This is a genomic window from Achromobacter animicus (assembly GCF_040775605.1).
Classification (GTDB): Bacteria; Pseudomonadota; Gammaproteobacteria; order Burkholderiales; family Burkholderiaceae_B; genus Achromobacter; species Achromobacter animicus.
This window is the reverse complement of record NZ_JAYGJK010000001.1, coordinates 3,051,358-3,075,371: the sequence shown is the minus strand read 5'-3', so window position 1 is coordinate 3,075,371 and position 24,014 is coordinate 3,051,358. Positions and strand designations below refer to the sequence as shown.

Genomic DNA, 24,014 nt, shown 5'->3' with positions numbered 1-24,014 from the left:
GCCATGCGAAAGCCCGATACCCCGTTTGCCCGGATCACCCGTACCTCTCGCTGGCTGAATTTCGCCCTCTTCGGCATCCTGCCCTTTGCCCTGGTCCTGGTCGGCGCGCTTTATTGGGGACTGAACCGCATCGTCGAGCAAGAGAGCGATCGTCTGAAGCTCGACTTCTCCATTCTGGTCGGCTACATCCAGGCCCAGGAGCAATTCCTGGGAAAGCTCCGCGCCCACAGCCCCTCGCTGCCCACCGAAAACCTCTCGACAGAGCTCACCCTGCAGGCGACAGACGTGCCAGAGCGTTTCGGCATGCAGCTCTTTGAAGGTCAACATTCCTACGCGGAAATGGCTTTCTCGCTGGCGTGCGAGCAGGCCTCTGACTGCCCCACCGCAGGCCGCCGCCTTGCGAACCTGGGCGAGTTCGTGGCGGACTTCTATTCAAGTTACTGGGCGGCGTCCTACTATCCCGCCTCCACGATCTTCCTGGTCAACCACTCGGACAGCATCAGCATGAGCGTGCCCGCCGTCGGCGCCGTGTCGGGGTATGAGCGCCTGAGTCCCGCCGCTTTCCTGACAGTCACCGACGCCATCAGAACGGAGTTGCGCCGCCTGCAGACGGTCCGCCAACGCCTTATCGATCAAGACCTTCCCGGGCATCGCGACCCTCCCAGATCCGGACGCGTCCATTGGTTCAGGTTGGAAGCGCTTTCCGGCAGCATGCTGGGTTTGCTGTACGCCGACATGCCGCAATCTGTCTGGTCCACGGCACGGGATGGAACGTCTGCCGTCTACGCGGCCACGCAATTCAATCATCAGCGGATCAACATCTTCGAAAAGACCCTGCGCAAGCCGCTGCATGGCGGGTTTTGGCTGACGCACCGCAGCGAGGGGCTGCTGCTCGGAGAACCGCCCGGACCGACCGGAACCAAGGACGGCCTGGAATACACGGCGGAAGGGATCGTGCTGCGCATCACGGACCCGTCAGGAGTATGGACCGGCACTTATCGCGTCAGTTATGGCGCCTTCTTCCAGGACAACCTTTGGTTGCCCGCCATCGCGGGTCTGCTGATTCTGCTCAGCCTTGGGACCGGCATCATGTCTTCGCGATGGTACAGCCGCCACGTCATCGCCCCGGCCTCGAATGCGCAACGCGACATCGTCGAAAAGGAAGAATTCAGCCGGACATTGATCGAGACCGCACCCGTGGCGCTGTGCGTATTGGCGCGGCCCGGCGGTGAAGTCGTATTCGGCAACAGCCTGGCGCTTCAATGGCTGGGCGCGGAGGCCGGCCGGGAGCTGGACAACTCGCCGCAGACCAACCTGTTCCTGAGGCAGGTGCTCGGCGCAGCCGGTCCGGGTACGATCGCCAGTTTTCAGGCCACCGATGGACGTCCGTTGTACGTGGCCTATGCACCTACCCGCTACAACCACCAGGACGTGGTGTTGTGCGCCTTCTCGGACATCAGCGCCCGCGCGGTCGTTGAGCAGGCCCTGACGGAGGCCAAGCGCGAGGCAGACAGGGCCAACGAAGCAAAATCGACCTTCCTGGCCACGATGAGCCACGAGATCCGAACTCCTCTCTACGGGGTGCTGGGCACGCTGCAACTCATGAGCCTCACCACCCTGGACGCCGAACAGCGTCAGCACCTGGAGCGCATGCAAAGCTCGTCGGCGATCCTGCTGCAGCTCATCAGCGACGTTCTGGACATCACCAAGATCGAAGCCGGGCAACTCGCGCTGGAGTTTTCGGAGTTCAATCCCCGCGAACTGGTCGAAGAATGCACCAACGCCTACGCGGCGATGGCCGAACAGAAGGGGCTGCTGCTCTTTTGCTGCGTGGACGTCGCCGTGCCCGAATGGATGACGGGCGACCCCGTGCGTATCCACCAGATCCTCAGCAACCTGCTCAGCAACGCCATCAAGTTCAGCGACTCCGGGCATGTGATCGTCCGGCTGACAGTGGCGCAAGTGCTGGCCGACCGCACGCATCTAAGGCTGCAGGTGGTCGACACGGGGATTGGCATCCCCAAGGAAGGACAGGCGCAGCTTTTTGTGCCGTTCTATCAGATCGACAGCGGCTCGCATACCGTGCGCGGCGCTGGCATCGGATTATCCATCTGCGCACGCCTGGCCGGACTGATGGGCACCAGCATCAATGTCACCAGCGAACTCGGGCTGGGCAGCAGCTTTTCATTGGATTTGCCGCTACAAGTGGCAGCCGGCCAGCCATTCAGCCCGCCCGACTTGAGCGGCCTGACCGTATACGTCCGAAGCCCGCATCACGAACTGTCCGAAAACATCAGCCAGTGGCTTAAACGCTGGGGCGCCAAGGCAGTTCCCGCGCCCGCTCCCCTGCCCGCCGGCACGCCAGACGACATCCTTGTAGATGTCCTGAATCCGGGCAGCGGCAACCTGCACGACTGGGCCGGCCACCACGTGCTGGCCAGCGCAAGCGCCAAGCCACCCACCGCGCGCACCGTCCGGGTCATTGCCAGCATCGAACACATTGCCGCCGGCATCCTGGCCGCGGTTCGCGGAGAACATACCGTGGACCCCGAATCCGACAGCAGCGCTTTAGCCCCGCTTGGCCTGTCGATCCTCGTCGCCGAGGACAATCCGATCAATCAGGCGACGCTGCAGCATCAACTCGAACAACTCGGCTGCGAGGTCACCCTGGCGTCCGACGGCGCGGAAGCGCTGATGTTGTGGGGGCTTACGCGTTACGACGTGGTCCTGACCGACGTGAACATGCCGCGCATGAATGGCTATGAACTCGTGAAGGCATTGCGGGCCCAGGGCGCCACCGTTCCCGTCATTGGCGTCACCGCCAACGCCATGCGCGAAGAAGAAGAGCGCTGTCTGGCGGCGGGCATGACCTCCTGGCTGGTCAAGCCCATCAGCCTTTCCACACTGCGACGGCATCTTCAGGGAAGCCGCGCGCCATCGGCTGACATTGCGGACGCCACGGCCCCGCCGCGCGCAACGCGCCAAGCCGAGCCCGCGCCGGCCGTGCCGGAAAAGTACCGCGCATTGTTCGTCGATACGATGGAAGCCGATATCGCACAGATGGTCCGGGCCCTCGAAACGAACGACCAACGCCTTTTGAGCCGCACGCTGCACCGGATGCGCGGCGCATTGAGCGTCATGCAAATGACCGCAATCACCGAACGCCTGGAAGCATTGGAGGAGCAGTTGCGCAGCGCCGGGCTGAATGCGGCTGCCCTGGCGGAAAGCCATGCGATGGTCGAGCTGCTGCGCGATACGCTGGCCCAGGTCTAGCCTTCAAATTCGGGCGCCGAACAATCCGATATTGCGCCGAAGCCGACTGGCTTTCGAAGCTTGTCTATGTATTGAATGGGTATCGGGCGGTAGATTCAGCGGCTTTCTCAGTAGCCCTGGCCGCCTGCTTCGCGCGTTTTCTGCCTGCAGCCCAACCGTTTCTCCTCGCCTTTTCAGTGGAGTTTGAACATAAAATGGTCACCGACGGACGTACCGAAATTCCTGGCGCTCTCAGCCTGGCGGGGCCAGCCACGGACCGGCTTCCCCGTACCGTGTCGCAATCCGGACACCCGGGCTTACCAGGCGCAGTCGAACATCAACGCGATGGCGGGACCATGATGAAGCTTTCGTCCGATCAGGATGTTCGGATCATCGTCGCCGACGACCATCCCATCATCTCCCTCGCGCTCGCGGATTCCCTGAACGATGTGCCCGGGTTTACGGTGGTGGCCACGGCTCGCTCGGGCCTCGAACTCGTCACTGCCGTGCAGGACCATCCCTGCCATCTCATCGTCACCGACTTTTCAATGGCCGCCCGGTCCGCGGACGAAGACGGCTTGCGGCTGATTGAGCGGTTGCAGCGCCTGTTCCCGGAAATTCCCATCGTGGTCTTCACGATGTTGTCCAACAGCGGCATCCTGAACCAGCTTCGCCAGGTGGGCGTGGCGGGAATCGTCAGCAAGGAAGAGCCGATCGATGAGCTGGTGTCCATCTGTGTGCGCGCGCTGAGCGAAAGCGGGCCGATCCTGTCGCACAGCATCAGCCAGCGGCTCAGCCAGAACGACGTGACCATGGGACGTGCCGGCAAGGGAAAGGGGTTGTCGCCGAAAGAGCTTGAGGTGGTGCGGATGTTTGCGCAGGGCCTATCCGTTACCGAGATCGCGCGGCGCCTTCATCGTTCAGTGGCAACCATCGGCACGCAAAAACAGTCGGCGATGCGCAAGCTGAACATCGAGACCAACGCCGAACTGCTCCGGTACGCGGATGAGCAAGGTTTTTCCTGAAGATTGAGAAGGCAGCGCCCCGGAAGATTCGGCTTACGGGGCATCTTTTTCGGGATCTTTCCCGGTCCGCTGCGCGCATCGAAAATACGAAATCGGCCGCGCCATTTACCACGCGTGAGTCACAGCCCTTCAGAACGCGCCGCCACTACCGGATCCGCTTGCTGCGAAGGCTGCGCTGGCCTCGGCGTTTCCTGGATTGCCAGCAAGCGGCTCGCCAAATCACCGAACTGGGCGTCTCGCGACTTCAATTGCGCCAACAGATCATTCACCTGCGCGGATGCCGTAGCCAGGCGCTGCGCCAGTTCGGATTCGCGCGCCTGACTGGCCTGTAGCGCATTGGCCGCGGCGACGGCTTCGGTTTGTTGCAGGCGCTGGTCGGCCAACCCCTGCGCCTGCAAGGCGGCCGCCTGCTGTTCGGACGCGCGAAGTTGCGCTTGGGACGCGGCAAGCGCGTCCCGCAGTTGATCTGCCTGTTGCTGGGCGGCGGACAGCGATGCATCCAGGCGGGTTTGCAGGCGCTTTACGCTTCCTCGCTCCGCATCCAGTTCGTTGAGCCATCGCCGCTCGTGGGCAGCGTGACGCGCTTCCAACGCTGCAATGGCCTGTGCGTGGCGGTCGCGATCCTGTTCGGCGTCAGCCAATAGCGCCTTGTTGGCGCTGCGGGCGTCCTCCAGGCTGTCCTGCGAGGCGGCTAGCGCCTTGTCTCGCTGGCGCAATTGCGCTTCGGCCGCTTGCAGGCGGGCTTCGGTGGTTGCCAGTTGGGCCGCGGCGACTTTCAACGCTTCCTGCAGGTCGTGCTCGCGCTCAAGCAGTTGCGCTTCGCGCTGTTCCAGCTGCTCGGCTTGCGCCGCAAACCGTTCCCCTTCCCGTGCCAGCTCTTCCCAGCGCTCCTGATAAGCCTGGGCCTGTTCTGCCCTGGCCGCAGCCAGCGCCGCTTCCCAAAAATGCGTCGCCGCTTGTGCGATCGGATCCGGCACGGCAGGCGGTGCAGCGAAAGCGCCCGGATCCTGGATCCGCGCGCCGAGGGCACGAAACCAGGTTTCCAGATGCGGGCTAACTGTGTTGGGGGACCCCCGGCCGATCTTCTGCCGTACCCGCTCGATCGTGGGCCGGGCGCCTTCGAGCAACAGCGCGTCTGCCGCGGTCCAGACATCCGATTCGGTGATTCCAGTGGCCATGATGATGTTTTGTCGAGTTGGGCGGGGGAATTAGTCACGATAATGGAACCTTATCGCGAGTTATCTGCCATTACTGTTGTATATCTTACATCATACGTATGATTTCGTACATTCAAGTCGAAAGATATGCGCACATGCCGCTAGCGCGCAAGTCAGCAGGGGCGTCCGCGCTCTTCGAGACGCTTCTGCCGCAAATATTCGGTGGACCTCGGTTAGTCGCTGAGCAAATCACAAGATAGGCGCGGGCACGAGGCTGCTGCCCCCTTCCCTGGCGACTTCGCAAAAGACCCAGTCGGCGGGCGCGCCGAGCCCGTCGCCAGAATGTCGCCCGTTCGTTTCAACTCACCGCCCCAGATTTGTCCTCGCCAATTCGATTACCTCGTCACCCCTGCCGTTCATGATGGCCTTCAGCATATACAGCCCAAACCCTTTGGCCTGTTCGAGCTTTATCTTGGGCGGGACGATCAATTCTTGCGACGAGGTCAACACATCGACCAGCACCGGGCCGGGATGGGCAAGCGCTTCCCGCAGCGCGGCATCCAGGAATTCGGACGATTCAACCCGGATGCCGCGTACGCCGACGGCCTCGGCCATGGCGGCGAAATTGGGGTTTTGCAGGTCGGTGCCGGTATCCAGGAACCCGGCCGCTTTCATTTCCATGGAGACGAAGCCGAGCGAGCCGTTGTTGAAGACGACGATCTTCACGGGAAGCTGCAACTGCGACAGCGACAGAAAGTCTCCCATCATCATCGTGAACCCACCATCGCCGGACATGGAAATCACCTGCCGACCCGGCGCCGCTGCCTGCGCGCCGATCGCCTGGAGCATCGCGTTGGCCATGGAGCCGTGGTTGAAGGAACCCAGCAAGCGGCGCTTGCCGTTCATGGTGAGATATCTTGCCGCCCATACGGTGGGCGAACCGACTTCCGCCGCGAAGATGGCGTCGTCATCGGCCAATTCGTTGATGCGCCGGGCCAGATACTGGGGATGCAGCGGCCGGCCGGCGGGCGCGGGAGCGGCCAGGTTGTTGAGCTCTTTGCGGGAATCCCGGTAATGCCGAAGCGCGGCGTCAAGGAAGGCGCTGTCCTGGCGGTCCTCCAGTTGCTCGAGCAGCGCGGCGATGGTCTCGCCCACGTCGCCAACAAGACCCATCGTCAGCGGCACGCGTCGGCCCAGGGCGCTGGGATCGCGATCGACCTGCACGATCTTTGCGTGTTTGGGATAGAACGGGCGGTACGGAAAATCCGTGCCCAGCATCAGCAGCAGGTCGGCGTTTTCCATTGCGTGATAGCCGGAAGAAAAGCCGATGAAGCCGGTCATGCCGACGTCGCAAGGGTTGTCCCATTCGACGTGCTCTTTGCCGCGCAACGCATGGATGACAGGAGCCTTGAGCCGCTGGGCCAGCGCGACCACGGCATCGTGGCTGCCGGCGCAGCCGCTACCGGCCAGGATCGACACCTTCCCCGCCCCGTTCAGCAGTTGGGCCAGCTTCTTCACCGCCGTCGCGTCCGGGCGGATGTGAGGAGGCGCCGGAGGCTGCGGCCACGAGGCCGGCACGTCCGAAGGGGCTGCGGCGAGCGCCACGTCGCCCGGTATCACCAGGACGGACACGCCTTGCCTGCCGACCGCCGTATTGATGGCGCGGGCCAGTATTCCCGGAAGTTGCGCCGGGTTGGAGACAAGCTCGACGAAGTCGGAGCATTCCTTGAACAGGTCCTGGGGATGGGTTTCCTGGAAATATCCCAACCCGATCTCGGACGACGGAATGTGGGCGGCGATGGCCAGCACGGGGACGCGGCTGCGCTGGCAGTCGAACAGGCCATTGATCAGGTGCAGATTGCCGGGTCCGCAACTGCCGGCGCATACCGCCAGCGTGCCGGTGATGGCAGCTTCTGCGCCGGCGGCGAAAGCCGCGGTCTCCTCGTGGCGGGTGTGCATCCACTCGATCCGGCCCATCCTGCGAAGGCTGTCGTTCAGTCCATTGAGACTGTCGCCTGTCACGCCCCAGATGCGGCGGACGCCAACTTCAGCAAGCACTTTGACAAGATAGTCTGCGACGGTTGCGGCCATGGATTGCTCCTTGAGGGAACGCCGCCGGGACACTTACCGCTCCGGTTTGCCCTAGCGTCGGAAGTTGACTTGCGTGGGGGAAATCGTAGCACCGCGCCCGGCGCCATGCGCAACGGCCGGACGCCGGTAGCGCCACGCTCACCGGCTAACATGACGGGATTATTCGACTGTTTTATTACCAAAACCAAAGGGACGGCCAACTGCCGTGGGCGCGGAAACATGAATGATTTGCCTGGCATGGCCCCGGCGCTGACAGCCGCCTTGGCGCCGCTGGATCCGGACACGCTCGACAGCCACGCCGACGCCGCCGTGCGCGACCTGCTGCGCGAAGGCAGTTCGGCCAACACGGCATCAAGCTACCGCGCGGCGATCCGATACTGGTCGGCGTGGTTCGGGTTGCGGTATGGCAAGGCCTTCGCCTTGCCCGTGTCCGAGGCCGCAGTCATTCAATTCGTGGTGGACCACGCGCAACGGTCCTCCGATACCGGCCTGGAGTGGGAGCTGCCGCTGGCTCTGGACCGGGAACTGGTGCGGCTGAAGGCGAAAGGCAAGCTTGGCGCGCCGAGCCTGAACACGCTGCTGCAGCGCTTGTCCGTGCTGTCCAAGGCGCATGAGTTGCTGGGGCACCCGAACCCCTGTCGCGGCGCCGCTGTGCGAGAGCTGGTGTCCAAGACCCGCCGGGCCTATGCCCGCCGCGGCGTGGCGCCCGCGCGCAAAGAGGCGCTGACGCGCGAACCGCTTGAAGCCATGCTGGACACCTGCGACGACTCGTTGCGCGGCAAGCGGGACCGTGCGCTGCTGCTGTTCGCTTGGGCCAGCGGCGGCCGCCGCCGCTCGGAGGTGGTGCGCGCCACGATGGAAAACACCCGCCGCACGGGCGATGGCTATCTTTTTACGATGGCGCATTCCAAAACCAACCAGACGGGCGCCGTCCGGGCGCAGGACCAGAAGCCGATCCTGGGTAAGGCTGCTGAAGCGCTGGCCGACTGGCTGGCAGCCAGCGGCGTCCAGCAAGGGCCGATCTTCAGGCGGGTGCGGCGTGGCGATGTCGTGGGCGAGCCGCTGGCGGCCGCGGCCGTGCGCGACATCGTCCTGGAACGCAGCCGGCTGGCGGGGCTGGACGGCGCGTATTCGGCGCACAGCCTGCGCTCGGGTTTTGTGACGGAAGCCGGCCGGCGCAACGTGCCGCTGGGCGACACCATGGCGATGACCGGCCACGCCAGCGTGGCGACGGTGATGGGGTACTTCCGGGCCGGGGCGGCGGCGCAATCGCCCGCGGCGCGCCTGCTGGACGACCCGCCTGCCCCAGACCTACAGGATCCGCGCAACCTGCCGTAATGGAGGCAGTGACTCTACAATCACTGCGCTCCGGCCCTCGTCCCGACCGATATCCTTCGAATCAACGGTAAGCGCCCGGACGCCTGGCTCGTCCCCTGCCCGTTCCGATCCCATGCAAATCAATCTCCGCGGGCTTGTGCTTGCGCTTACCGTCTTCAGCGCCATCGCCGCCACGGCCAATGCCCTGTATGCAAGCTATCGCGTGCAGCGGGAGCAATTGATCGAGAACACGCTCGAATCGAACCGCGTCTACGCGACGAAGCTGGCCGAAGGCGCGGCCAGTTTTCTGCGATCGGCGCAGCAGCAGTTGGGATACAGCGCCCGGCACATGCCCGATCTGATGGCGTCCCCGGATCGCCTGGCTGCCGAAGTGATGCGCGTGCAGCAACAGACGGACAGCTTCAACTCGGTGGGCGTGGTGGGCGCGGACGGCACCATCCTGGCCACCACGGCGTCTTTCCGCAACTTTCTGGGCGTGCAGGTCGACAGCCCCGGCAGCCGCGCCGCCTTGAGCAAACGCCAGCCCATGATCAGCAAGCCGTACGTGTCCATCGCGGGCAATCTGCTGATCAATGTCACGCACCCGATCTTTTCGAACGACGGCGTCTACATGGGGTACGTCGGGGGCACGATCTACCTGCGTAATGAAAGCGCGTTGAACGAGCTGCTGGGCAAGCATCATTACCACGACGGGTCGTATCTGTATGTGGTGGATGGCGATGGACAGCTTCTCTATCACACCGATCCCGCGCGCGTCGGCGAAATAGTCCTGACGAATCCGGTGGTCGCCTCGGTGATCAAGGGCAATACCGGCGCGATGCGCGTCATCAATACCAAGGGGGTGGACATGCTGGCCGGGTACGCACCGGTGCCCATCAGCGGTTGGGGCGTGGTGGCGCAGCGCCCCGCCCAGGTCACGTTGGAACCGATCCACGACCTGATCTGGGCGTTGCTGGGCTATGCCGCACCGCTGGCGGTGGCTTTCCTGCTGGCCATCTGGTGGTGCGCCCGCATGATTTCGCTGCCGCTGTCGCAACTGGCCACGAACGTGGAGCATCAGGACGTATCCGTGGCGATGCAGCGCGTGCAGTCCGTGAAGGCCTGGTACTTCGAGGCCGAACGGCTCAAGCGCGCCGTGATGGCCAGCTTCACGAGCCTGCAGGACAAGATCGGCAAACTGAACCTGGCGAGCATCACGGATCCGCTGACCGGGCTGCGCAACCGACGCGGCACGCAGGACGCGGTGGACCAGATGCAGGCCGGCAGCACGCCGTTTTCGGTGGTGGCGCTGGATATCGATCACTTCAAACGCATCAACGATACCTACGGCCACAACGTCGGCGACGAGGTGATTCGCGATATGGCGCAGATCATGCGTGAATGTTCGCGGCCGTCGGACGTGCTGTGCCGCAATGGCGGTGAGGAGTTCCTGATCCTGTTGCCCGGCGTGGCGGCGCGGGAGGCGGTGAATGTGGCCGAACGGCTGCGGGCGCATATTGCAGAACGGCCATTGCACGGCGCCAACCGCGTGACGGTATCGGCGGGCGTGGCCCAGTGGCCGTCGACGGGGCCGGACGTGGATGAGACGTTCCGGGCGGCCGACGCGGCGTTGTATGTGGCCAAGCAGCAGGGGCGCAATCGCGTCGTCATGCACGAGGCGTGAAGCCCGGCAGGTGAATTCGCCGTGGCGGCGCCGAGCCGCAGCGGCTCGGCACCAGGATCCAGGTGCGCGTTCCAGCAAGAGGCCTGGGCAGATATGACACGAAGACCGGCCGCCGCAACGTTTCGCAGAAAACCGCAATTAACTGCATTCCAGCGAAATATTCTTGCCCGCATAAATTGAAATTAGGCGGAATCTGCCAAAACCCCAATATCAGCAAGGGCAATTACAGTATTCTGCGCAGCTTCGACTTTGCCTGGACCTGCACGCCGAGATGTTGCGCCCCGCCGTCGCGCCAAAATCCCTGGAACGTCATTTCATCGCGCTGGCTATAGGCGTGTTGTTGCTGGTGTCGGTGCTTGCCGGCATCCTGCTGTACCAGAACTGGCAGTCGTACGGCGCGGCGTCGCAGGCGCGGCAGGCATTTGCCTCGGTGCGCGCGACGATCCGCGTCATGGAGCGAGCCTCCGCCGAACGAGGCCCCATGAACGCCGCGCTGGGATCTGCCCTGCCCGTGCCGCCGGAGGTCATGGCATCGCTGGCCGCGGCTCGGACACGCACGGACAGCTTGATCGAGGCGCTGCTGGCGCTGCACGCCGGCGCCGACGGCAATGCCAAGCGCGGCGAGATCCAACGCATACGCCTGTCGCTAGCCGAAGCGCGCCAGGACGTTGACCGACTGATCGCCGCCCCGCGCGATCAGCGATCCGGCCAGATGCTGTGGGACGCGGTCAGCGCCATGGTGCGCATCATTCCGCAATGGCAGGCGAGCCTGGCCGCCAACGCGGGGCTGGTCATGCGCAGCGAAGCCAATGCGCCCAGCCTGTTGACGCTGGCACTGCTGGCCAGCGAGCTGCGCGAACAGGCCGGCCTGCTCGGTTCCACCTACACGCCCGCTTTAAGCCAGCGCCGGCAGTTGACCGACGAGGAACAGTACCGTATCGAACGCGTGCTCGGCAGGATCGACGAGTTGCACGCGCTGATCAGGGCTCGGATGGCGACACATCCGGATGTGCGGGCGACCGAGGTGTATGCGCGGATGGAAGCGCGCTATTTTGGCGAAGGCCTGGCCTACCTTGACGATGTGCGCGAGCAGGCATCGCGGCAGTGGGACGAAGCCTCTGTCTCGACTGGCGATCTGGCCGCGGCGTATGTGCCGATGATGGGCGCCATCACCGAGTTCCGCGACGTGCTGCTGGACGAGATGGAACGTCACATCGACGCGCACCGCATGTCAGCAGCCCGATTGCTTGCCGTGACCCTGGCGGCGACCGCCCTGCTCGTGGCGGCGCTGGCCGTGGCGCTGGTGCAATTCCGCAAGCGCGTGATCCAGCCTTTTGCACTGGCCACGCGCATCATCGGATCAATCGCCAGCGGGTCGACGCCGGCCAAGATTCCACCGGGCAAATACCATGGCGAAGTCGAGGAGGTCTTCAATGCGCTGCGCGTGTTGAAGGAAAACGCCGCGGCGCGCAAGCGCCTTGAGACGGAGCGCGACCGGCTGATTGCGGACTTGGCGCATACCGCCGAAACGGACTACCTGACGGGATTGTTGAACCGGCGCGCCTTCGAGAAGCGGTTTGAGGCGGCGTGCGCCCATTGGGACGAAAGCCAGCCGATGCTGGCCTTCATCCTGTTCGATATCGACCACTTCAAGACCATCAATGACACGTACGGCCATGCGAGCGGCGACCTGGCGCTCAAGGCCGTGGCCGATTTATGCCGCACAGTCTGGCGTCAGTCAGATGTGGTCGCGCGCGTGGGCGGAGAGGAATTTGCCGTGCTGTGCCGCACGCGCGGCGCGCAGCAGGCGGTAGAGATGGCGGAACGCATGCGTGCAAGCATCGGCGCAAGCACCGTCACGTCGGAAAGCGGCGCCACGTTTGGCCTGACGGCCAGCTTCGGCGTGGCATGCATTTCCTGGAGCCATGCGGAATCCGTCAGCGGCCTTTTCCGTGCCGCTGACGAACTCTTGTATCTGGCGAAATTGAATGGGCGCAATCAGGTTCAGCAACGCACCCTGGGATGACACCGTTTTTGGCGGCCCGGAGTTCAGCGGCCCGGAAGCTGAACGGCCCAGAAGCTTGACGGCGGCTGGGCCGTCTAGCTTCTGGGCCGATGGGCGATGCGCTCAGCGGATTACCTGACTACTGCTACCTGCAGCGCGGATTGCCCGATTGCCGGATTACGACTTGACGCGTGAAACGTCGGCCTGCTTGGAGGTCTCGGCGCTACGGGAAGGCGCGTCGTGACGGTCGGACTGCTTGTTGGATTCGGGCGCTTTCCAATTCAGCGGGGGGATCTCGAAGCTTCCCTTCTTGGCAGTCAATTGATGAGTCATAAGCATGCTCCTGGACAGGCACATGGCTTCCCCCGCCGAGCACCATGCACAGATTCTGGCGGGCCATGAATGCCGCGGGTGCGGGGGAGCATTCAGAAAGCAGGCGGCGCCGGGAAGAGGTATCGGCAGTTTTATTGTTTTTTTGCCGATAGATAAAAGATTTTAGCCCAAAGTTGACAGAAATAGCAAGCAGGAGTACCGGATGCCGTTTGCTCGCGGCATCCATCCGATGCCGCGCGGTGCTGGCAACGACCCAAAACTGCGAGTGATTGACTTTGGAGAATGATCGTTCTACCATCTGCGCATTACAGCTAGAACGATCATTCTCCTTATGTCCGACACCGCCCTTACCCCCGCTTCCGACGTGCATGAAAAGCTGCTGCGCGCCACCGAACATTTGATCTATGCCGGCGGCATCAATGCCACCGGCATGGACCTCATCGTCAAGACCTCTGGCGTATCCCGCAAGACCATCTACAACCACTACGGCACGAAGGAAGTCCTGGTTGCCGCTGCACTGACGGCCCGCGACGAGCGTTGGATGCAGTGGTTCATCGACGCCACGACCCGCGCGCCTTCGCCGCGTGCGCGCCTTCTGTCCATCTTCGATGCGCTGCGCGAATGGTTTGCGTCGGACGGCTTTCGCGGCTGCGCGTTCATCAACGCCGCCGGCGAAATCGGCGACGCGGACAGCCCAATCCGCGCGGTTGCCCGGCGCCACAAGGAACGTCTGCTTGCCCACGTACTGTCGCTGGTGCAGGCCGCGGGCCTGCCGCACGCCGATGAGCGCGCGCGGCAATTGCTCGTGCTGATCGATGGCGCGATTGCCGTGGCCATGGTCACGGGCGATGCGTCTATCACCGACAGCGCCGAACGCGCCGCCCAGGCGCTGCTTGACGCGGACCACTGAGTCCACGCCCTCCTCTTGCTTTTTTCCACCCCCCCAGTCCATGAGGCCTTTGCCATGACGACCCCCTCCGAAGTCCGCCCGCCCCTCCCCCCCTTCACGCACGAAAGCGCCATCCAGAAGGTCCGCCTGGCCGAAGACGGCTGGAACAGCCGCGATGCCGACAAGGTTTCTCTGGCCTACAGCCTGGACACGCACTGGCGCAACCGCGCCGAGTTCGCAACGAACCGCGAGGAAGCGCGTGCGTTTCTGGCGCGCAAATGGGCGCGCGAGCTGGACTACCGCCTGATCAAGGAGCTGTGGGCCTACAACGGCAACCGCATCGCGGTGCGCTATGCCTACGAGTGGCATGACGATTCGGGCAACTGGTTCCGTTCGTATGGCAACGAGAACTGGGAGTTCAACGAAGACGGCCTGATGTTCAACCGCTATGCGTGCATCAACGACATGCCGATCAAGGAAGCGGACCGCAAGTTCCATTGGCCGCTGGGACGCCGTCCCGACGATCATCCGGGGCTGTCGGAACTGGGCCTGTAGTACCCATCAATACGCATGCGCGCATGTGATCCGCATGCGCGCAACGCCCGCTTTTCGGTTGAAAAAGGCCTAGGGATTTCCCCCGGTTTCATGGCGATACGCACACCCGCGCGCAACTTTCGCGAACCTTGAAAGGTGAACGGAAGTTTGGATTTTTAGACTCCCGCATTCATTGCAGTGTCAGCTTTTGTTCAGACCGCAGTCAGACAGAAGCACAACAACGGGAGGAAAAGACCATGCAATCAAAAAGCAGCGCCGTACGGCGCGAGGCGTGGGCCGCGGGCACGATGATCGTGCTGGGCCTGGGCGCCCTCGCGCAGGCGTCAACCTACACATTGGGAAGCCTTGATCGCATGGGTCCTGGCATGTTCCCCGCGATTCTGGGCGTGCTGCTCGTCCTTCTGGGGCTGGCCATTGCCAAGACGGCGACGTCGCCCGTGGTTGCCGAGGAAGATGCCGAAGAAGTGGCGCCGCCCGAGTGGCGCGGCTGGGGCTGCATCATCGGCGGGTTGCTGTCCTTCATTCTGATCGGCAAGTTCGGCGGCCTGGTGCCGGCGACCTTCGTGCTGGTCTTCATCTCTGCCATGGGCGATCGCCAGCACACCTGGCGCAGCGCAGCCATTCTTGCCGCCGGTGTGACGGTGCTTGGCGTGGCGGTTTTCTCCTGGGCCCTGCAGCTCCAGTTTCCGTTGTTCCGCTGGGGTTGATCCATGGAAATCTTCAATAACCTGATGCACGGGTTCTCTGTCGCGTTCGCGCTGGACAACCTGATGTGGGCCATCTTCGGCGTGTTCATGGGCAACCTGATCGGCGTGCTGCCGGGCATGGGCGTGCTGGCCGCCATTTCGATCCTGCTGCCGCTGACCTACACGATGACGCCCACCGCGGCGTTGGTGATGCTGTCCGGCATCTACTACGGCTCGCAATACGGCGGCGGGATCACGTCGATCATGCTGAACCTGCCGGGCACCGCGTCGCATGCGGTAGCGTGTCTGGACGGCAATCCGCTGGCGCGCAACGGCAAGGCCGGCTCGGCGCTTTTCATGCTGATGTTCTCGTCATTCTGCGGCGCGTCCGTCGGCATCCTGGCGATGATCCTGTTCTCGCCGCTGCTGGTTGACGTTGCGTTCAAGTTCGGTCCGGCCGAGTACTTCTCGATGATGATGCTGGGCCTGCTGGCCGGCGCCACGCTGGCCAAGGGATCGGCGATCAAGGGCGTGGCGATGGTCGTGGTCGGCCTGCTGCTGGGCGTGGTGGGCACGGACGTCAACACGGGCACGATGCGCTTTCACTTCGGCATCCTGGAACTGTCCGATGGCCTGCAGATCGTAGCGCTGGCCATGGGCCTCTTCGGCGTGGCGGACTTCCTGAAGAACATCAATCGCATCGGCGGCGACAGCAAGGTCACGTCCGCGAAGGTGAGTCTGAAGTCCATGCGTCCGGAAGCCGGCGACATCAAGCAATCGCGCGGCGCGCTGGTGCGCGGCACGGCCATCGGCGCGGCGTTCGGCATCCTGCCGGGCACGGGTCCGACCATTGCGTCGTTCATCTCGTACGCAACGGAAAAGAAGGTTGCAAAGGAACCGCGCCGTTTCGGCCGCGGCGCCATCGAAGGCATCGCCGGTCCGGAAGCGGCCACCAGCGCCTCGACGCAGACCAGCTTCATCCCGACCATGAGCCTGGGCATCCCTGGCGACCCGGTCATGGCGCTGATGCTGGGCGCGCTCATCATCCACGGCATCCAGCCGGGTCCGCAGATGATGATCGAGCACGCCGACATGTTCTGGGGGCTGATCGCCAGCTTCTGGGTCGGCAACGTGCTGCTGCTGCTCTTGAACCTGCCGCTGATCGGCATGTGGGTGCGCCTGTTGACCGTTCCCTTCCGCTATCTGTTCCCAGCCGCGCTGTTCTTTGTCTGCGTGGGGGTCTACAGCACGAACAACAACCTGTTCGACGTGGGGATGGTGACCTTGTTTGGCGCGGCGGGTTACGCGCTGATCCGGCTGCGGTTTGAACCGGCGCCGCTGCTGCTGGGCTTTGTGCTCGGGCCGATGGTGGAAGAAAACTTCCGCCGCGCCCTGCTGCTGTCGCGTGGTGAGCTGTCGATCTTCGTGACGCGGCCCATCAGCCTGGGCTTCATCCTGGCGTGCGTGGGACTGATCGCATTGCTCGCAGTGTCGGCCCTGCGCGCACGCAAGGCGCGCGAAGCGCTCAAGCACGCGGAGTCTGCTGCGTAACCGCACGGCAAGTTTCGGGGTAGTGCTGCTTTGGCCGGTCTCGCAAGGACCGGCCTTTTTTTTGCGTATCGCTGGCTGACCGCAAACGCCGCGCACGTCTGGCTGGCGTTGTGGGGCTTTTATGCCTTGGCGGCGACGGGAACCCGGAAGGGAACGCCCAATCGATTGAACGCGTTCATGGCAGCGATCGCGATCGTAAGGTCGACCAGGTCCTTCGGTGCAAACGCGGCCGAGGCGGCGGCGTAGGCTTCGTCCGAGGCGTGCGTTTCGCTGACGCGGGTCACTTCCTCTGCCCACGCCAACGCGGCGCGCTCCTGGTCGGAGAACAGGTGGTGAACTTCGTCCCACACGGGCACCAGCGTGATCTTGTCGACCGACATGGTTTTGCGCAGGTCACGGGTGTGCAGGTCGATGCAGTGTGCGCAGCCATTGATCTGCGAGACGCGCAGAAAAACGAGATGCACGAGTTCCGCGGGAAGCGCCGTGCGCTGCGTGACGTAGTGATGGATACCAAAGAGCGCCTTCGCGCCGTCGGGTGCGGTTTCTTGCCAGTTCAGGCGGGTCATTCCAGTTCCTTGCTGCGGTTGTTGATGACCGCAACATTACCCTGCCGGATGCCGGTGCAACAGGGCCAAGAATTGGCGTATTGACTGATCCAAGATGACCGCGCCCCGTCCTGGCCAGCGGCATCCCCACCTTTTCCCGAAGCGGGCTTTTCAGTGTTCGGGTGCGGACGCGTCGCTGCCGCCATGACCGTCGATGTGCCCAAGCGGGCGGCCGGGATCCAGGCGGTCGCGCACGCGCTGCTTCAGCACCTTGGCGTCGGGAAAACCGCCGTCGCGCTTGCGGTCCCAGATCAGGTCGCCGTTGTAGGTGATCTGGAAGATGCCACCTGTACCCGGCTGCAGCGCCACTTCGCCCAGATCGGTCGAAAACGTGGATAGCAGTTCCTGCGCCATCCAGCCGGCGCGCAGCAGCCATTGGCACTGCGTGCAGTAGAGGATGACGATGCGAGGGCGCAAGGCGGGCGGGTTCATGGGAAAGGCATTCTACGCCAGGCCAGCGACGCGCGATCATGGATAATGTCGGGTTTTCCCGGGTCTGCAATGGGCCCAGAGCCTGCAATGAAGTCTGCCTTGACGCCCCGAGGCCAGCGCTGGCTGATCGGTCTTTTGATGGGACTGGTCACGCTTACGCCGATGGCCATCGACATCTACCTGCCCTCCCTGCCCGCCATGGCGCACGCGTTTGACGAGCCCATCGGCGCGCTGCAGGCCAGCATCACGCTTTTCATCTTCGCGGTCGGTCTGGGTCAGGTCTTGATCGGACCGCTTGCCGACCGCTATGGCCGGCGGCCCGTGGCGCTGTGCGGGGCGCTGGCGTATCTGGCGGGCTCCGCGCTGGGCGCGGCGGCGACATCGCTCGACGTGTTCTATGCCGCGCGCATTGTGCAGGGACTGGGCGCGTGTTCCGCGTCGCTGGTGGCGTTTGCCGCCGTCCGCGATTGCTTCAGCCCGGCCGTCGGCGCGCGCGTCTATAGCTATCTGAACGGCGCGCTGTGTACGGTGCCCGCCCTGGCGCCGATGGTGGGCGGCATGCTGGCGCTCCATGCGGGCTGGCGCAGCACGTTCGTGTTCATGGCGGTGTTCGCGCTGGCGTTGGCGGCGCTGCTTGCGCTGCGCTTCGAGGAGACGCGGGCCAAGCCGGGCCACCGCCCCGGCGCGCTGTACAGCCTGCCCCGCTATGCGCCCATCGTTGCCAGCAGCAGGTTCCTGTACTTCGCGTGTTTCGGCATGGCGGGCATGGCCATGATCCTGGTGTTCGTGTCGGCCGCGCCGGTCGTGCTGGTGCAGCAACTCGGCTATTCAGAGCTGGGATTTTCGGCGTGGTTCGGTGGCAATGCGGCCATCAACATCGCCGCGTTCTTCCTGGCGCCGGCGTTCATCGCCCGGTATGGCCGCTACACCATGGTGCGCGTCGGCATGGCGGCGCTGCTGTTGGCGTCGGCGCTGCATCTGGGGGCATGGCTGTGGGCGCCGCTTTCCGCCTGGATCTTCATGCTGCCGGTGGCGGTGCTGACCGTGGGGTTCTCGCTGGCGTTGGGATCGGGGTTGAGTCTGGCGCTGGAACCGTTCGCGGACCGGGCGGGCACCGCTGCAGCGGTCTACGGGTTATTCCAGATGAGCGGGTCGGCCGTAATCGCGACCGTCTTGCTCGATAGCGGGATGGCGCCGCAGGCCGCCATGGCGTTGATCGGGGCGGTGATTGTGGCGCCGTTGCTGCTGCTGTCGCCGGCACTGGGCCGGCGGCTTGATGCACGCAATGGCTAGACCAGCCAGCCCAGCGACCAGCCGCTGACGGCGGCCAGCAGCACCACCCACACCGGCGACCACCGGCCATAGACCAGCAGCGCGAACAGCAGCAACGCCAGGCCGAAGTCGGCCTTGCCGAGAATCGCGCTGGTCCAGACGGGGTCGTACAGCGCGCCGAGCAGGATGCCGACGACGCTGGCATTCACGCCGGCCACCATATTGCGCACCCCGGGCCGGCGGCGCAACGTATCCCAGAATGGCAGCGCCGCGGCGAGCAGCAAGGCGCCCGGCACGAAGATGACGCACAGCAGCGTCAGGCCGCCCGCCCAGCCGGACAAGGGGCCGGACGACATGGCGCCCAGGAACGCCGCGAAGGTGAACAACGGGCCGGGCATGGCCTGCGCCGCGCCGTATCCGGCCAGAAATTCCGCGTTGGACACCATCCCGGAAGAAACGGACGCGGTTTCGAGCAGCGGCAGCACCACGTGCCCGCCGCCGAAGACCAGGGCGCCGGCGCGGTAGAAGCCGGCAATCTGGCTGGCCAGCGCGCCGTCCGACAGCAGCGCCCACAATGGCAACCCCGCCATCAACGCCGCAAACAGGCCCAGCGACACCAGACCCGCCGCGCGCGGCACGCCCGACGATGCATTGGACAGGACGGGCCGGGGCGGCAATTGCAGGAAGGCCGCGCCGATCACCGCACCCAGCACGAGGGCCCCGATCTGCGCCAGCGCCGTGGGCAGCACCACGGTGAGCAATGCGGCGGCGATAGCCAGCGCGGCGCGCGGCCTGTCCGGACAGAGCGATCTGCCCATGCCCCAGACCGCCTGCGCCACGATGGCGACCGCCGCGACCTTCAGGCCATGGATGGCGGCCGATTCGGACAGCCAGCCATAGTGGGCAAGTCCCATGGCAAAGCCGATCAGGGCGAGCGCCGATGGCAGCGTGAATGCGATCCACGCGGCCAGCATGCCGGCCCAGCCGGCCCGGCGCAGGCCGATCGCCATGCCGACCTGGCTGCTGGCGGGACCTGGCAGAAACTGGCACAGCGCGACCAGATCGGAAAACGCGTAGTCATCGAGCCAGCGTCGCCGGTCGACGAATTCAGTGCGGAAATAACCCAGGTGCGCCACCGGTCCGCCAAAGGACGTCAAGCCCAGGCGCAGGAAGACCAGAAACACTTCAAGGCAGGATCCGCGGCCTGTCTGGGCGCGTGCGCCGGTGGCCGGCTTGCTGTCGACATGTTCGTCATGGGGGGATGGGTGCGGCATCGGCTCGGGCTTCTTGGGAGTCGGGGCGGCGATGTCTTTCGGGCCCCAGTTCCAAGCTTATAGCCGGGCCACGGCCGGGATTCAATCGGATAAATGTCAGGAATTGGCGCTTGCCGCGCCTTGCTCGCGGCGGATCATGGCCCATACCAAAAGCGGATTCATGGCACTTCAGCGTTAGGCCAATCGGCCGCATCATGGTCCGGTCAGTTCAACTTCCATCGCATCAGAAAGGTATGCACATGAGCCAGCGTTTGAATTATTTCCAGGTGTCCGAAGTCCTGTCGAAGAAGTATGTCGATTTGAGCATGGCGCTCAAGAAAACCGTCGTGGTCCAGGAATTGGGAGACCTGGTCGATATCCGCGCCTCGCAGATCAACGGCTGCGGATTCTGCCTGGACATGCACGTAAAGGAGGCGACGATCAAAGGCGAGCGCGCGTTGCGCCTGCATCACGTCGCCATCTGGCGCGAATCGCCGCTTTTCTCGCCACGTGAACGCGCGGCATTGGAATGGACCGAGGCGCTGACCACCCTGCCCCCTCATGGCGTGCCGGACGCAATCTACGACGCCGTGCGCGCCCAGTTCACGGAAAGCGAGCTCTCGGACCTGACGTTCCGGGTGGTCGCCATCAATGGATGGAATCGCCTGAACGTCGCCTTCCGCACTGTTCCGGGTTCGGCCGACCAGGCCTTTGGTCTGGACAAGGCGGGCCTGAACTGACCAGCGCTTGCCTTCTGCGATTCACATCAGTTGCAGGATCCGGCGGGCCAGTTGCTCCGCCTGCTCGGCCGACACGATGTTGGTGAAGCTCATGAGCAGGCCGGAGCGCGCATCGGGCGCCGCCGACCAGTGCGACAAGGCTTGCGCATACAGGCCGTGCTGCAGCATGCGCGACGCCAGTTCGCGATCGGTCTGATGGCCTTCCAGGCGCGCCACCAGGTGCATGCCGCCCGGCTGCAAATCGATGCGCAAGCGGGACCCCATGACATCGGTCAATGCTGCCGCCGTGGCGTGGCGCCGTTCACTGTACAGGCGGCGCATGCGCTGGATGTGACGCGCGAAATGGCCTTCGTTGATGAACGACGTCAACACGGCCTGCGTCAACGCCGGTGCGCCGCCCGCCAGCAGCATGCACAGGCGCTCGAAACGCGGCACCTGCTCTTCGGGCACGACCAGATAGGCAAGCCGCATACCCGGGAACAGCACCTTGCTGAAGGTGCCCGAATACAGCACCCGGCCCTGCCGGTCCAGACTTTTCAGCGCGGGCAGCGGACGGCCGACGTAGCGGTACTCGCCGTCGTAGTCGTCTTCCACGATCCAAGCGCTGTTGCGTTCGGCCCAGTCCAGCAAGGCCTGGCGCCGGGGCAGCGACAGCGACAGGCTCAGCGGACTTTGATGCGCGGGCGTCACGACGGCCGCCCGGGCCCGCGGCTCCTGCGCGATGCCCGCCTCCACCACCAAACCTTCCGCGTCCACACGCACGGGCACGGCCTGCATCCCGGCCTGCGCCAGCAGCACCCGCGTGGGCGGATAGCCGGGGTCTTCCACCCAGACCGAATCGCCGGGCTTGAAGAGCGCCTGCATGATGAGCTGCATGGTGTTGTTGTAGCCCGACGTGATGAACACCTGGCGCGGCGTGCATTGGATGCCGCGCGCGACCTGCAGGTAAGCCGCCGTGGCGGTCCGCAGCCCAGGCAGTCCGGCGGGATCCGGGTAGCCGAGGTCGGGCGGCTGCATGCCGCGCAGATGCCGCGCGCCCAGTCGCGCCCAGATCTTGCGCGGAAAGGCGTCCAGCGCGGGCAGCCCCATCTGGAATGGCAGCGGCGCGGCCGGCCGCGGCCAGCGATCTTCGACCGCCTCGGCGGGCCGGGCCCGGGCCGCCGGGGCCGCCGAGGCCATACGCGCGGCGGGTTGCAGGTTGGGTGCGACCACGGTGCCCGCTTGGCCGCGCGCCTGGATGTACCCTTCCGACGCCAGCAGCGAGTAAGCGACTTCAATGGTGCCGCGCGCCACGCCGATTTCCTTGGCGAGCGCGCGTGCCGACGGGATGCGGTCGCCGGGTTTGAGGGCGCCTTCGGCGATGGCGCTACGGAAACGCTCGTAGACCTGCCGGTACAGCGGGAGGCCGGCGGCGTCGGAGACGGTTTGCAGAGCGTCGGGTGTTGCAGGAATCATGGCATAGTCCGTAAGCGCATTTATGGCCCTTCAAATTATGGCATGCGCTTTTTAAGATTCGTACTCACGGTGGGCGTACGTTCAGCGCCCCAACCCCTGAGGGATTGATCCATGCATACATCCTCCACTGAGCCGGCACTGCGCCATCTGGAAACGCCGGAAGAATGGCGGGCTTGCCTGCCGCTGATGCGCGAACTTCGTCCGCATCTGGCCCAGGCGGACGACTTCGTCCAACGCCTGGCCCGGATGCACCAGGAGAACTACCGGCTGCTCGCCGTCATGCGTGACGGCCAGGCGGTGGCGCTGGCGGGATACCGCTATCAGGAAAACCTGATCTATGGGCGCTTCATGTACGTGGACGACCTGGTGGTGGATCCCTCGGCGCGCGGCAGCCGCTGGGGCGCCCGGCTGATCGCCGAACTGGACCAACTCGCACGCGATGCGGACTGCGACAAGTTTGTGCTCGATACGGGGCTGGGCAACGCGCTGGCGCAACGCTTCTATTTCCGGCAGGGCCTGTTGACCAGCGCCATCCGGTTCAGCAAACCCTTGAAAGGAAGTTCCGAATGAGCATTCTTCGAATTCGCTGCAGCCCGCGGGGGCTCGAGTCCGAAAGCTATCGCCTGTCGCAGCAGATCATCGACCGGCTGACGCGGACGGGTCCGGCCGGCGGCCTGGACGTCGTGGAGTTCGACGCCACCACCCTCACCCATGCGGATGGCGACTATGCGGCTGTGCTGGCGGCGCGAGACGAACCCGAAGCCGACGGACTGGAAAATGGCTCGCTGCTCGCGTCCGGCGATCTGATCCGGATGCTGGACGAGGCCAGCCACGTCGTGTTGGCGACGCCGATGCACAACTTCACCGTGCCCTCCTCGCTGAAAGCGTGGCTGGACCACGTGGTCCGGGTCCGCCACACGTTTCACATCACGCCCCAAGGCAAGGTTGGCGTGCTCGCTGACAGGCCGGTGTATGTCGCGATTTCGTCGGGTGGCGCGTTCAGCGGTGAAGAGGCCCGTCAGCCGGACTTCCTGACACCGTACCTGCGTCACGTGCTGGCGACGATCGGATTGACGCAGGTGACCTTTGTCGCGGTCGAGGGAACGGCCCGGGGCCCGGAATGGCTGGAGGTTGCCCGGTCGCGTGCCCAGGCTGCGCTGGGCACAATTTCGTTCGAAAGAACGCCGGAGGAAGCGCCCGCCTGAGGCCGTTTACGCTTGCTTGCGTTTTGATGCGAACGACGCACCTGACAGTCCCGAAATCCCGCAGGATTTCGGGACTTTTCATTTCCAGATTTAGCGCAAAACGAGGCGCGGATATTCGCAATGGATTTATCCGAACCCAGCAATTCGCATTCCCGGATCGCCAGATGAAATAACGTGCCGAAGAAATTTCATAGCAGCCCGCTTCGGCCATATCGTAGAAATACATGCGTCTTTTCAATGGCTTGAGCCACTAAGTTGAATTCAATCCTGCAATCGTATTCAAGTATTTATTTTGCTCATAAATCTGCGAACGATTAAATGTCATTGCGCCGCAACATTATCAATCACCACTAATTCAAACTGAAACATCAGAAACTAAACGTAGGTTGCATACAGAGATAATCCGCAATTATGTCGAACTATGTCGTTACGTTTGACGCGAATTGTTTACAGCCGCGACCCTCATTTGCCCCCAACACTGACCCCTATTCAGCGGACGGGACAACA

Annotated in this window: 20 protein-coding genes; 13 read left to right on the top strand and 7 right to left on the bottom strand. The window is 64.1% G+C overall.

Features of this window, described 5'->3' with window-relative positions; all coding sequences use genetic code 11:
* Positions 1-3 precede the first annotated feature (3 nt).
* Together AB3147_RS13850 and AB3147_RS13845 are read left to right on the top strand one after the other, a co-directional pair.
* Positions 4-3,273: a hybrid sensor histidine kinase/response regulator gene (locus AB3147_RS13850; protein WP_367352165.1), complete on the top strand. Its 3,270-nt coding sequence runs from the start codon at positions 4-6 to the stop codon at positions 3,271-3,273.
* A 335-nt stretch (positions 3,274-3,608) separates the two neighbouring features.
* Positions 3,609-4,277: a response regulator transcription factor gene (locus tag AB3147_RS13845; RefSeq protein ID WP_175121538.1), complete on the top strand. Its 669-nt coding sequence runs from the start codon at positions 3,609-3,611 to the stop codon at positions 4,275-4,277.
* 119 nt (positions 4,278-4,396) lie between these two features.
* Here AB3147_RS13845 and AB3147_RS13840 read toward each other — a convergent pair whose 3' ends face one another.
* Both AB3147_RS13840 and poxB read right to left on the bottom strand, forming a co-directional pair.
* Positions 4,397-5,455, bottom strand: a complete 1,059-nt coding sequence (locus AB3147_RS13840; RefSeq protein WP_367352164.1) for a DNA-binding protein — start codon at positions 5,453-5,455, stop codon at positions 4,397-4,399.
* A 342-nt stretch (positions 5,456-5,797) separates the two neighbouring features.
* A complete protein-coding gene (poxB, locus tag AB3147_RS13835; protein ID WP_367352163.1) occupies positions 5,798-7,525 on the bottom strand; it encodes a ubiquinone-dependent pyruvate dehydrogenase in 1,728 nt (575 codons plus the stop codon).
* Between the two features lie 219 nt (positions 7,526-7,744).
* On the opposite strand from poxB, the gene AB3147_RS13830 reads away from it, so the two are divergent.
* The 3 genes from AB3147_RS13830 to AB3147_RS13820 all read left to right on the top strand — a co-directional run bounded on the left by AB3147_RS13830 (position 7,745) and on the right by AB3147_RS13820 (position 12,552).
* Entirely contained in the window at positions 7,745-8,863 is a 1,119-nt protein-coding gene (locus AB3147_RS13830) for a tyrosine-type recombinase/integrase (protein WP_438860974.1), read from the top strand.
* A gap of 112 nt (positions 8,864-8,975) precedes the next feature.
* A complete protein-coding gene (locus tag AB3147_RS13825) occupies positions 8,976-10,526 on the top strand; it encodes a sensor domain-containing diguanylate cyclase (RefSeq protein ID WP_175121541.1) in 1,551 nt (516 codons plus the stop codon).
* Positions 10,527-10,797: 271 nt separating this feature from the next.
* Positions 10,798-12,552: a GGDEF domain-containing protein gene (locus AB3147_RS13820; protein ID WP_367352162.1), complete on the top strand. Its 1,755-nt coding sequence runs from the start codon at positions 10,798-10,800 to the stop codon at positions 12,550-12,552.
* A gap of 156 nt (positions 12,553-12,708) precedes the next feature.
* On the opposite strand, the gene AB3147_RS13815 is transcribed toward AB3147_RS13820, so the two are convergent.
* The gene (locus AB3147_RS13815) at positions 12,709-12,864 is read right to left on the bottom strand and encodes a hypothetical protein (RefSeq protein WP_175121543.1); all 156 of its coding nucleotides are present in this window, start codon (positions 12,862-12,864) and stop codon (positions 12,709-12,711) included.
* A gap of 331 nt (positions 12,865-13,195) precedes the next feature.
* Between AB3147_RS13815 and AB3147_RS13810 the strand changes: the two genes are divergently transcribed.
* From AB3147_RS13810 to AB3147_RS13795, 4 genes are all read left to right on the top strand, one after another.
* A complete protein-coding gene (locus AB3147_RS13810; protein WP_367352161.1) occupies positions 13,196-13,774 on the top strand; it encodes a TetR/AcrR family transcriptional regulator in 579 nt (192 codons plus the stop codon).
* Positions 13,775-13,828: 54 nt separating this feature from the next.
* Positions 13,829-14,308 (top strand): nuclear transport factor 2 family protein, encoded by a 480-nt coding sequence (locus AB3147_RS13805; RefSeq protein WP_175185277.1) that lies wholly within the window; start codon positions 13,829-13,831, stop codon positions 14,306-14,308.
* Positions 14,309-14,544: 236 nt separating this feature from the next.
* The gene (locus AB3147_RS13800) at positions 14,545-15,015 is read left to right on the top strand and encodes a tripartite tricarboxylate transporter TctB family protein (protein ID WP_367352160.1); all 471 of its coding nucleotides are present in this window, start codon (positions 14,545-14,547) and stop codon (positions 15,013-15,015) included.
* 3 nt (positions 15,016-15,018) lie between these two features.
* Positions 15,019-16,545 (top strand): tripartite tricarboxylate transporter permease, encoded by a 1,527-nt coding sequence (locus AB3147_RS13795; RefSeq protein WP_175121547.1) that lies wholly within the window; start codon positions 15,019-15,021, stop codon positions 16,543-16,545.
* Positions 16,546-16,664: 119 nt separating this feature from the next.
* Here AB3147_RS13795 and AB3147_RS13790 read toward each other — a convergent pair whose 3' ends face one another.
* Complete coding sequence (locus tag AB3147_RS13790; protein WP_175121548.1) at positions 16,665-17,111, bottom strand: carboxymuconolactone decarboxylase family protein; 447 nt, start codon at positions 17,109-17,111, stop codon at positions 16,665-16,667.
* Between the two features lie 150 nt (positions 17,112-17,261).
* Entirely contained in the window at positions 17,262-17,582 is a 321-nt protein-coding gene (locus AB3147_RS13785) for a SelT/SelW/SelH family protein (protein ID WP_175121549.1), read from the bottom strand.
* A gap of 87 nt (positions 17,583-17,669) precedes the next feature.
* Between AB3147_RS13785 and AB3147_RS13780 the strand changes: the two genes are divergently transcribed.
* A complete protein-coding gene (locus tag AB3147_RS13780; RefSeq protein WP_367352159.1) occupies positions 17,670-18,875 on the top strand; it encodes a multidrug effflux MFS transporter in 1,206 nt (401 codons plus the stop codon).
* Here the strand turns inward: AB3147_RS13780 and chrA are convergent.
* Positions 18,872-20,128 carry a chromate efflux transporter gene (chrA, locus tag AB3147_RS13775; RefSeq protein WP_367352158.1) on the bottom strand — a complete coding sequence of 419 codons (1,257 nt, stop codon included), beginning with the start codon at positions 20,126-20,128 and terminating at the stop codon, positions 18,872-18,874. The two genes, AB3147_RS13780 and chrA, sit on opposite strands and share 4 nt — an antisense overlap.
* Positions 20,129-20,367: 239 nt before the next feature.
* Between chrA and AB3147_RS13770 the strand changes: the two genes are divergently transcribed.
* Entirely contained in the window at positions 20,368-20,847 is a 480-nt protein-coding gene (locus tag AB3147_RS13770; RefSeq protein WP_367352157.1) for a carboxymuconolactone decarboxylase family protein, read from the top strand.
* 21 nt (positions 20,848-20,868) lie between these two features.
* Here AB3147_RS13770 and AB3147_RS13765 read toward each other — a convergent pair whose 3' ends face one another.
* Complete coding sequence (locus tag AB3147_RS13765; RefSeq protein WP_367352156.1) at positions 20,869-22,302, bottom strand: MocR-like pyridoxine biosynthesis transcription factor PdxR; 1,434 nt, start codon at positions 22,300-22,302, stop codon at positions 20,869-20,871.
* A gap of 111 nt (positions 22,303-22,413) precedes the next feature.
* Here AB3147_RS13765 and AB3147_RS13760 point away from each other — a divergent pair, with 111 nt between their 5' ends.
* Together AB3147_RS13760 and AB3147_RS13755 are read left to right on the top strand one after the other, a co-directional pair.
* Positions 22,414-22,872 (top strand): GNAT family N-acetyltransferase, encoded by a 459-nt coding sequence (locus AB3147_RS13760; protein WP_175121554.1) that lies wholly within the window; start codon positions 22,414-22,416, stop codon positions 22,870-22,872.
* A complete protein-coding gene (locus AB3147_RS13755; RefSeq protein WP_367352155.1) occupies positions 22,869-23,507 on the top strand; it encodes an FMN-dependent NADH-azoreductase in 639 nt (212 codons plus the stop codon). Before AB3147_RS13760 ends, AB3147_RS13755 begins: the two co-directional genes overlap by 4 nt.
* The last annotated feature ends 507 nt before the right edge of the window (positions 23,508-24,014 follow it).

What these genes read in the sequence shown, in the direction of transcription:
- AB3147_RS13755 (WP_367352155.1), top strand. Translation starts at nt 22,869, where the DNA reads ATGAGCATTCTTCGAATTCGCTGCAGCCCGCGGGGGCTCGAGTCCGAA.
- AB3147_RS13850 (WP_367352165.1), top strand. Translation starts at nt 4, where the DNA reads ATGCGAAAGCCCGATACCCCGTTTGCCCGGATCACCCGTACCTCTCGC.
- AB3147_RS13795 (WP_175121547.1), top strand. Translation starts at nt 15,019, where the DNA reads ATGGAAATCTTCAATAACCTGATGCACGGGTTCTCTGTCGCGTTCGCG.
- AB3147_RS13845 (WP_175121538.1), top strand. Translation starts at nt 3,609, where the DNA reads ATGATGAAGCTTTCGTCCGATCAGGATGTTCGGATCATCGTCGCCGAC.
- AB3147_RS13830 (WP_438860974.1), top strand. Translation starts at nt 7,745, where the DNA reads ATGAATGATTTGCCTGGCATGGCCCCGGCGCTGACAGCCGCCTTGGCG.
- AB3147_RS13790 (WP_175121548.1), bottom strand. Translation starts at nt 17,111, where the DNA reads ATGACCCGCCTGAACTGGCAAGAAACCGCACCCGACGGCGCGAAGGCG.
- poxB (WP_367352163.1), bottom strand. Translation starts at nt 7,525, where the DNA reads ATGGCCGCAACCGTCGCAGACTATCTTGTCAAAGTGCTTGCTGAAGTT.
- AB3147_RS13760 (WP_175121554.1), top strand. Translation starts at nt 22,414, where the DNA reads ATGCATACATCCTCCACTGAGCCGGCACTGCGCCATCTGGAAACGCCG.
- AB3147_RS13765 (WP_367352156.1), bottom strand. Translation starts at nt 22,302, where the DNA reads ATGATTCCTGCAACACCCGACGCTCTGCAAACCGTCTCCGACGCCGCC.
- AB3147_RS13780 (WP_367352159.1), top strand. Translation starts at nt 17,670, where the DNA reads ATGAAGTCTGCCTTGACGCCCCGAGGCCAGCGCTGGCTGATCGGTCTT.
- AB3147_RS13770 (WP_367352157.1), top strand. Translation starts at nt 20,368, where the DNA reads ATGAGCCAGCGTTTGAATTATTTCCAGGTGTCCGAAGTCCTGTCGAAG.
- AB3147_RS13820 (WP_367352162.1), top strand. Translation starts at nt 10,798, where the DNA reads ATGTTGCGCCCCGCCGTCGCGCCAAAATCCCTGGAACGTCATTTCATC.
- AB3147_RS13840 (WP_367352164.1), bottom strand. Translation starts at nt 5,455, where the DNA reads ATGGCCACTGGAATCACCGAATCGGATGTCTGGACCGCGGCAGACGCG.
- AB3147_RS13825 (WP_175121541.1), top strand. Translation starts at nt 8,976, where the DNA reads ATGCAAATCAATCTCCGCGGGCTTGTGCTTGCGCTTACCGTCTTCAGC.
- AB3147_RS13815 (WP_175121543.1), bottom strand. Translation starts at nt 12,864, where the DNA reads ATGACTCATCAATTGACTGCCAAGAAGGGAAGCTTCGAGATCCCCCCG.
- AB3147_RS13810 (WP_367352161.1), top strand. Translation starts at nt 13,196, where the DNA reads ATGTCCGACACCGCCCTTACCCCCGCTTCCGACGTGCATGAAAAGCTG.
- chrA (WP_367352158.1), bottom strand. Translation starts at nt 20,128, where the DNA reads ATGCCGCACCCATCCCCCCATGACGAACATGTCGACAGCAAGCCGGCC.
- AB3147_RS13800 (WP_367352160.1), top strand. Translation starts at nt 14,545, where the DNA reads ATGCAATCAAAAAGCAGCGCCGTACGGCGCGAGGCGTGGGCCGCGGGC.
- AB3147_RS13805 (WP_175185277.1), top strand. Translation starts at nt 13,829, where the DNA reads ATGACGACCCCCTCCGAAGTCCGCCCGCCCCTCCCCCCCTTCACGCAC.
- AB3147_RS13785 (WP_175121549.1), bottom strand. Translation starts at nt 17,582, where the DNA reads ATGAACCCGCCCGCCTTGCGCCCTCGCATCGTCATCCTCTACTGCACG.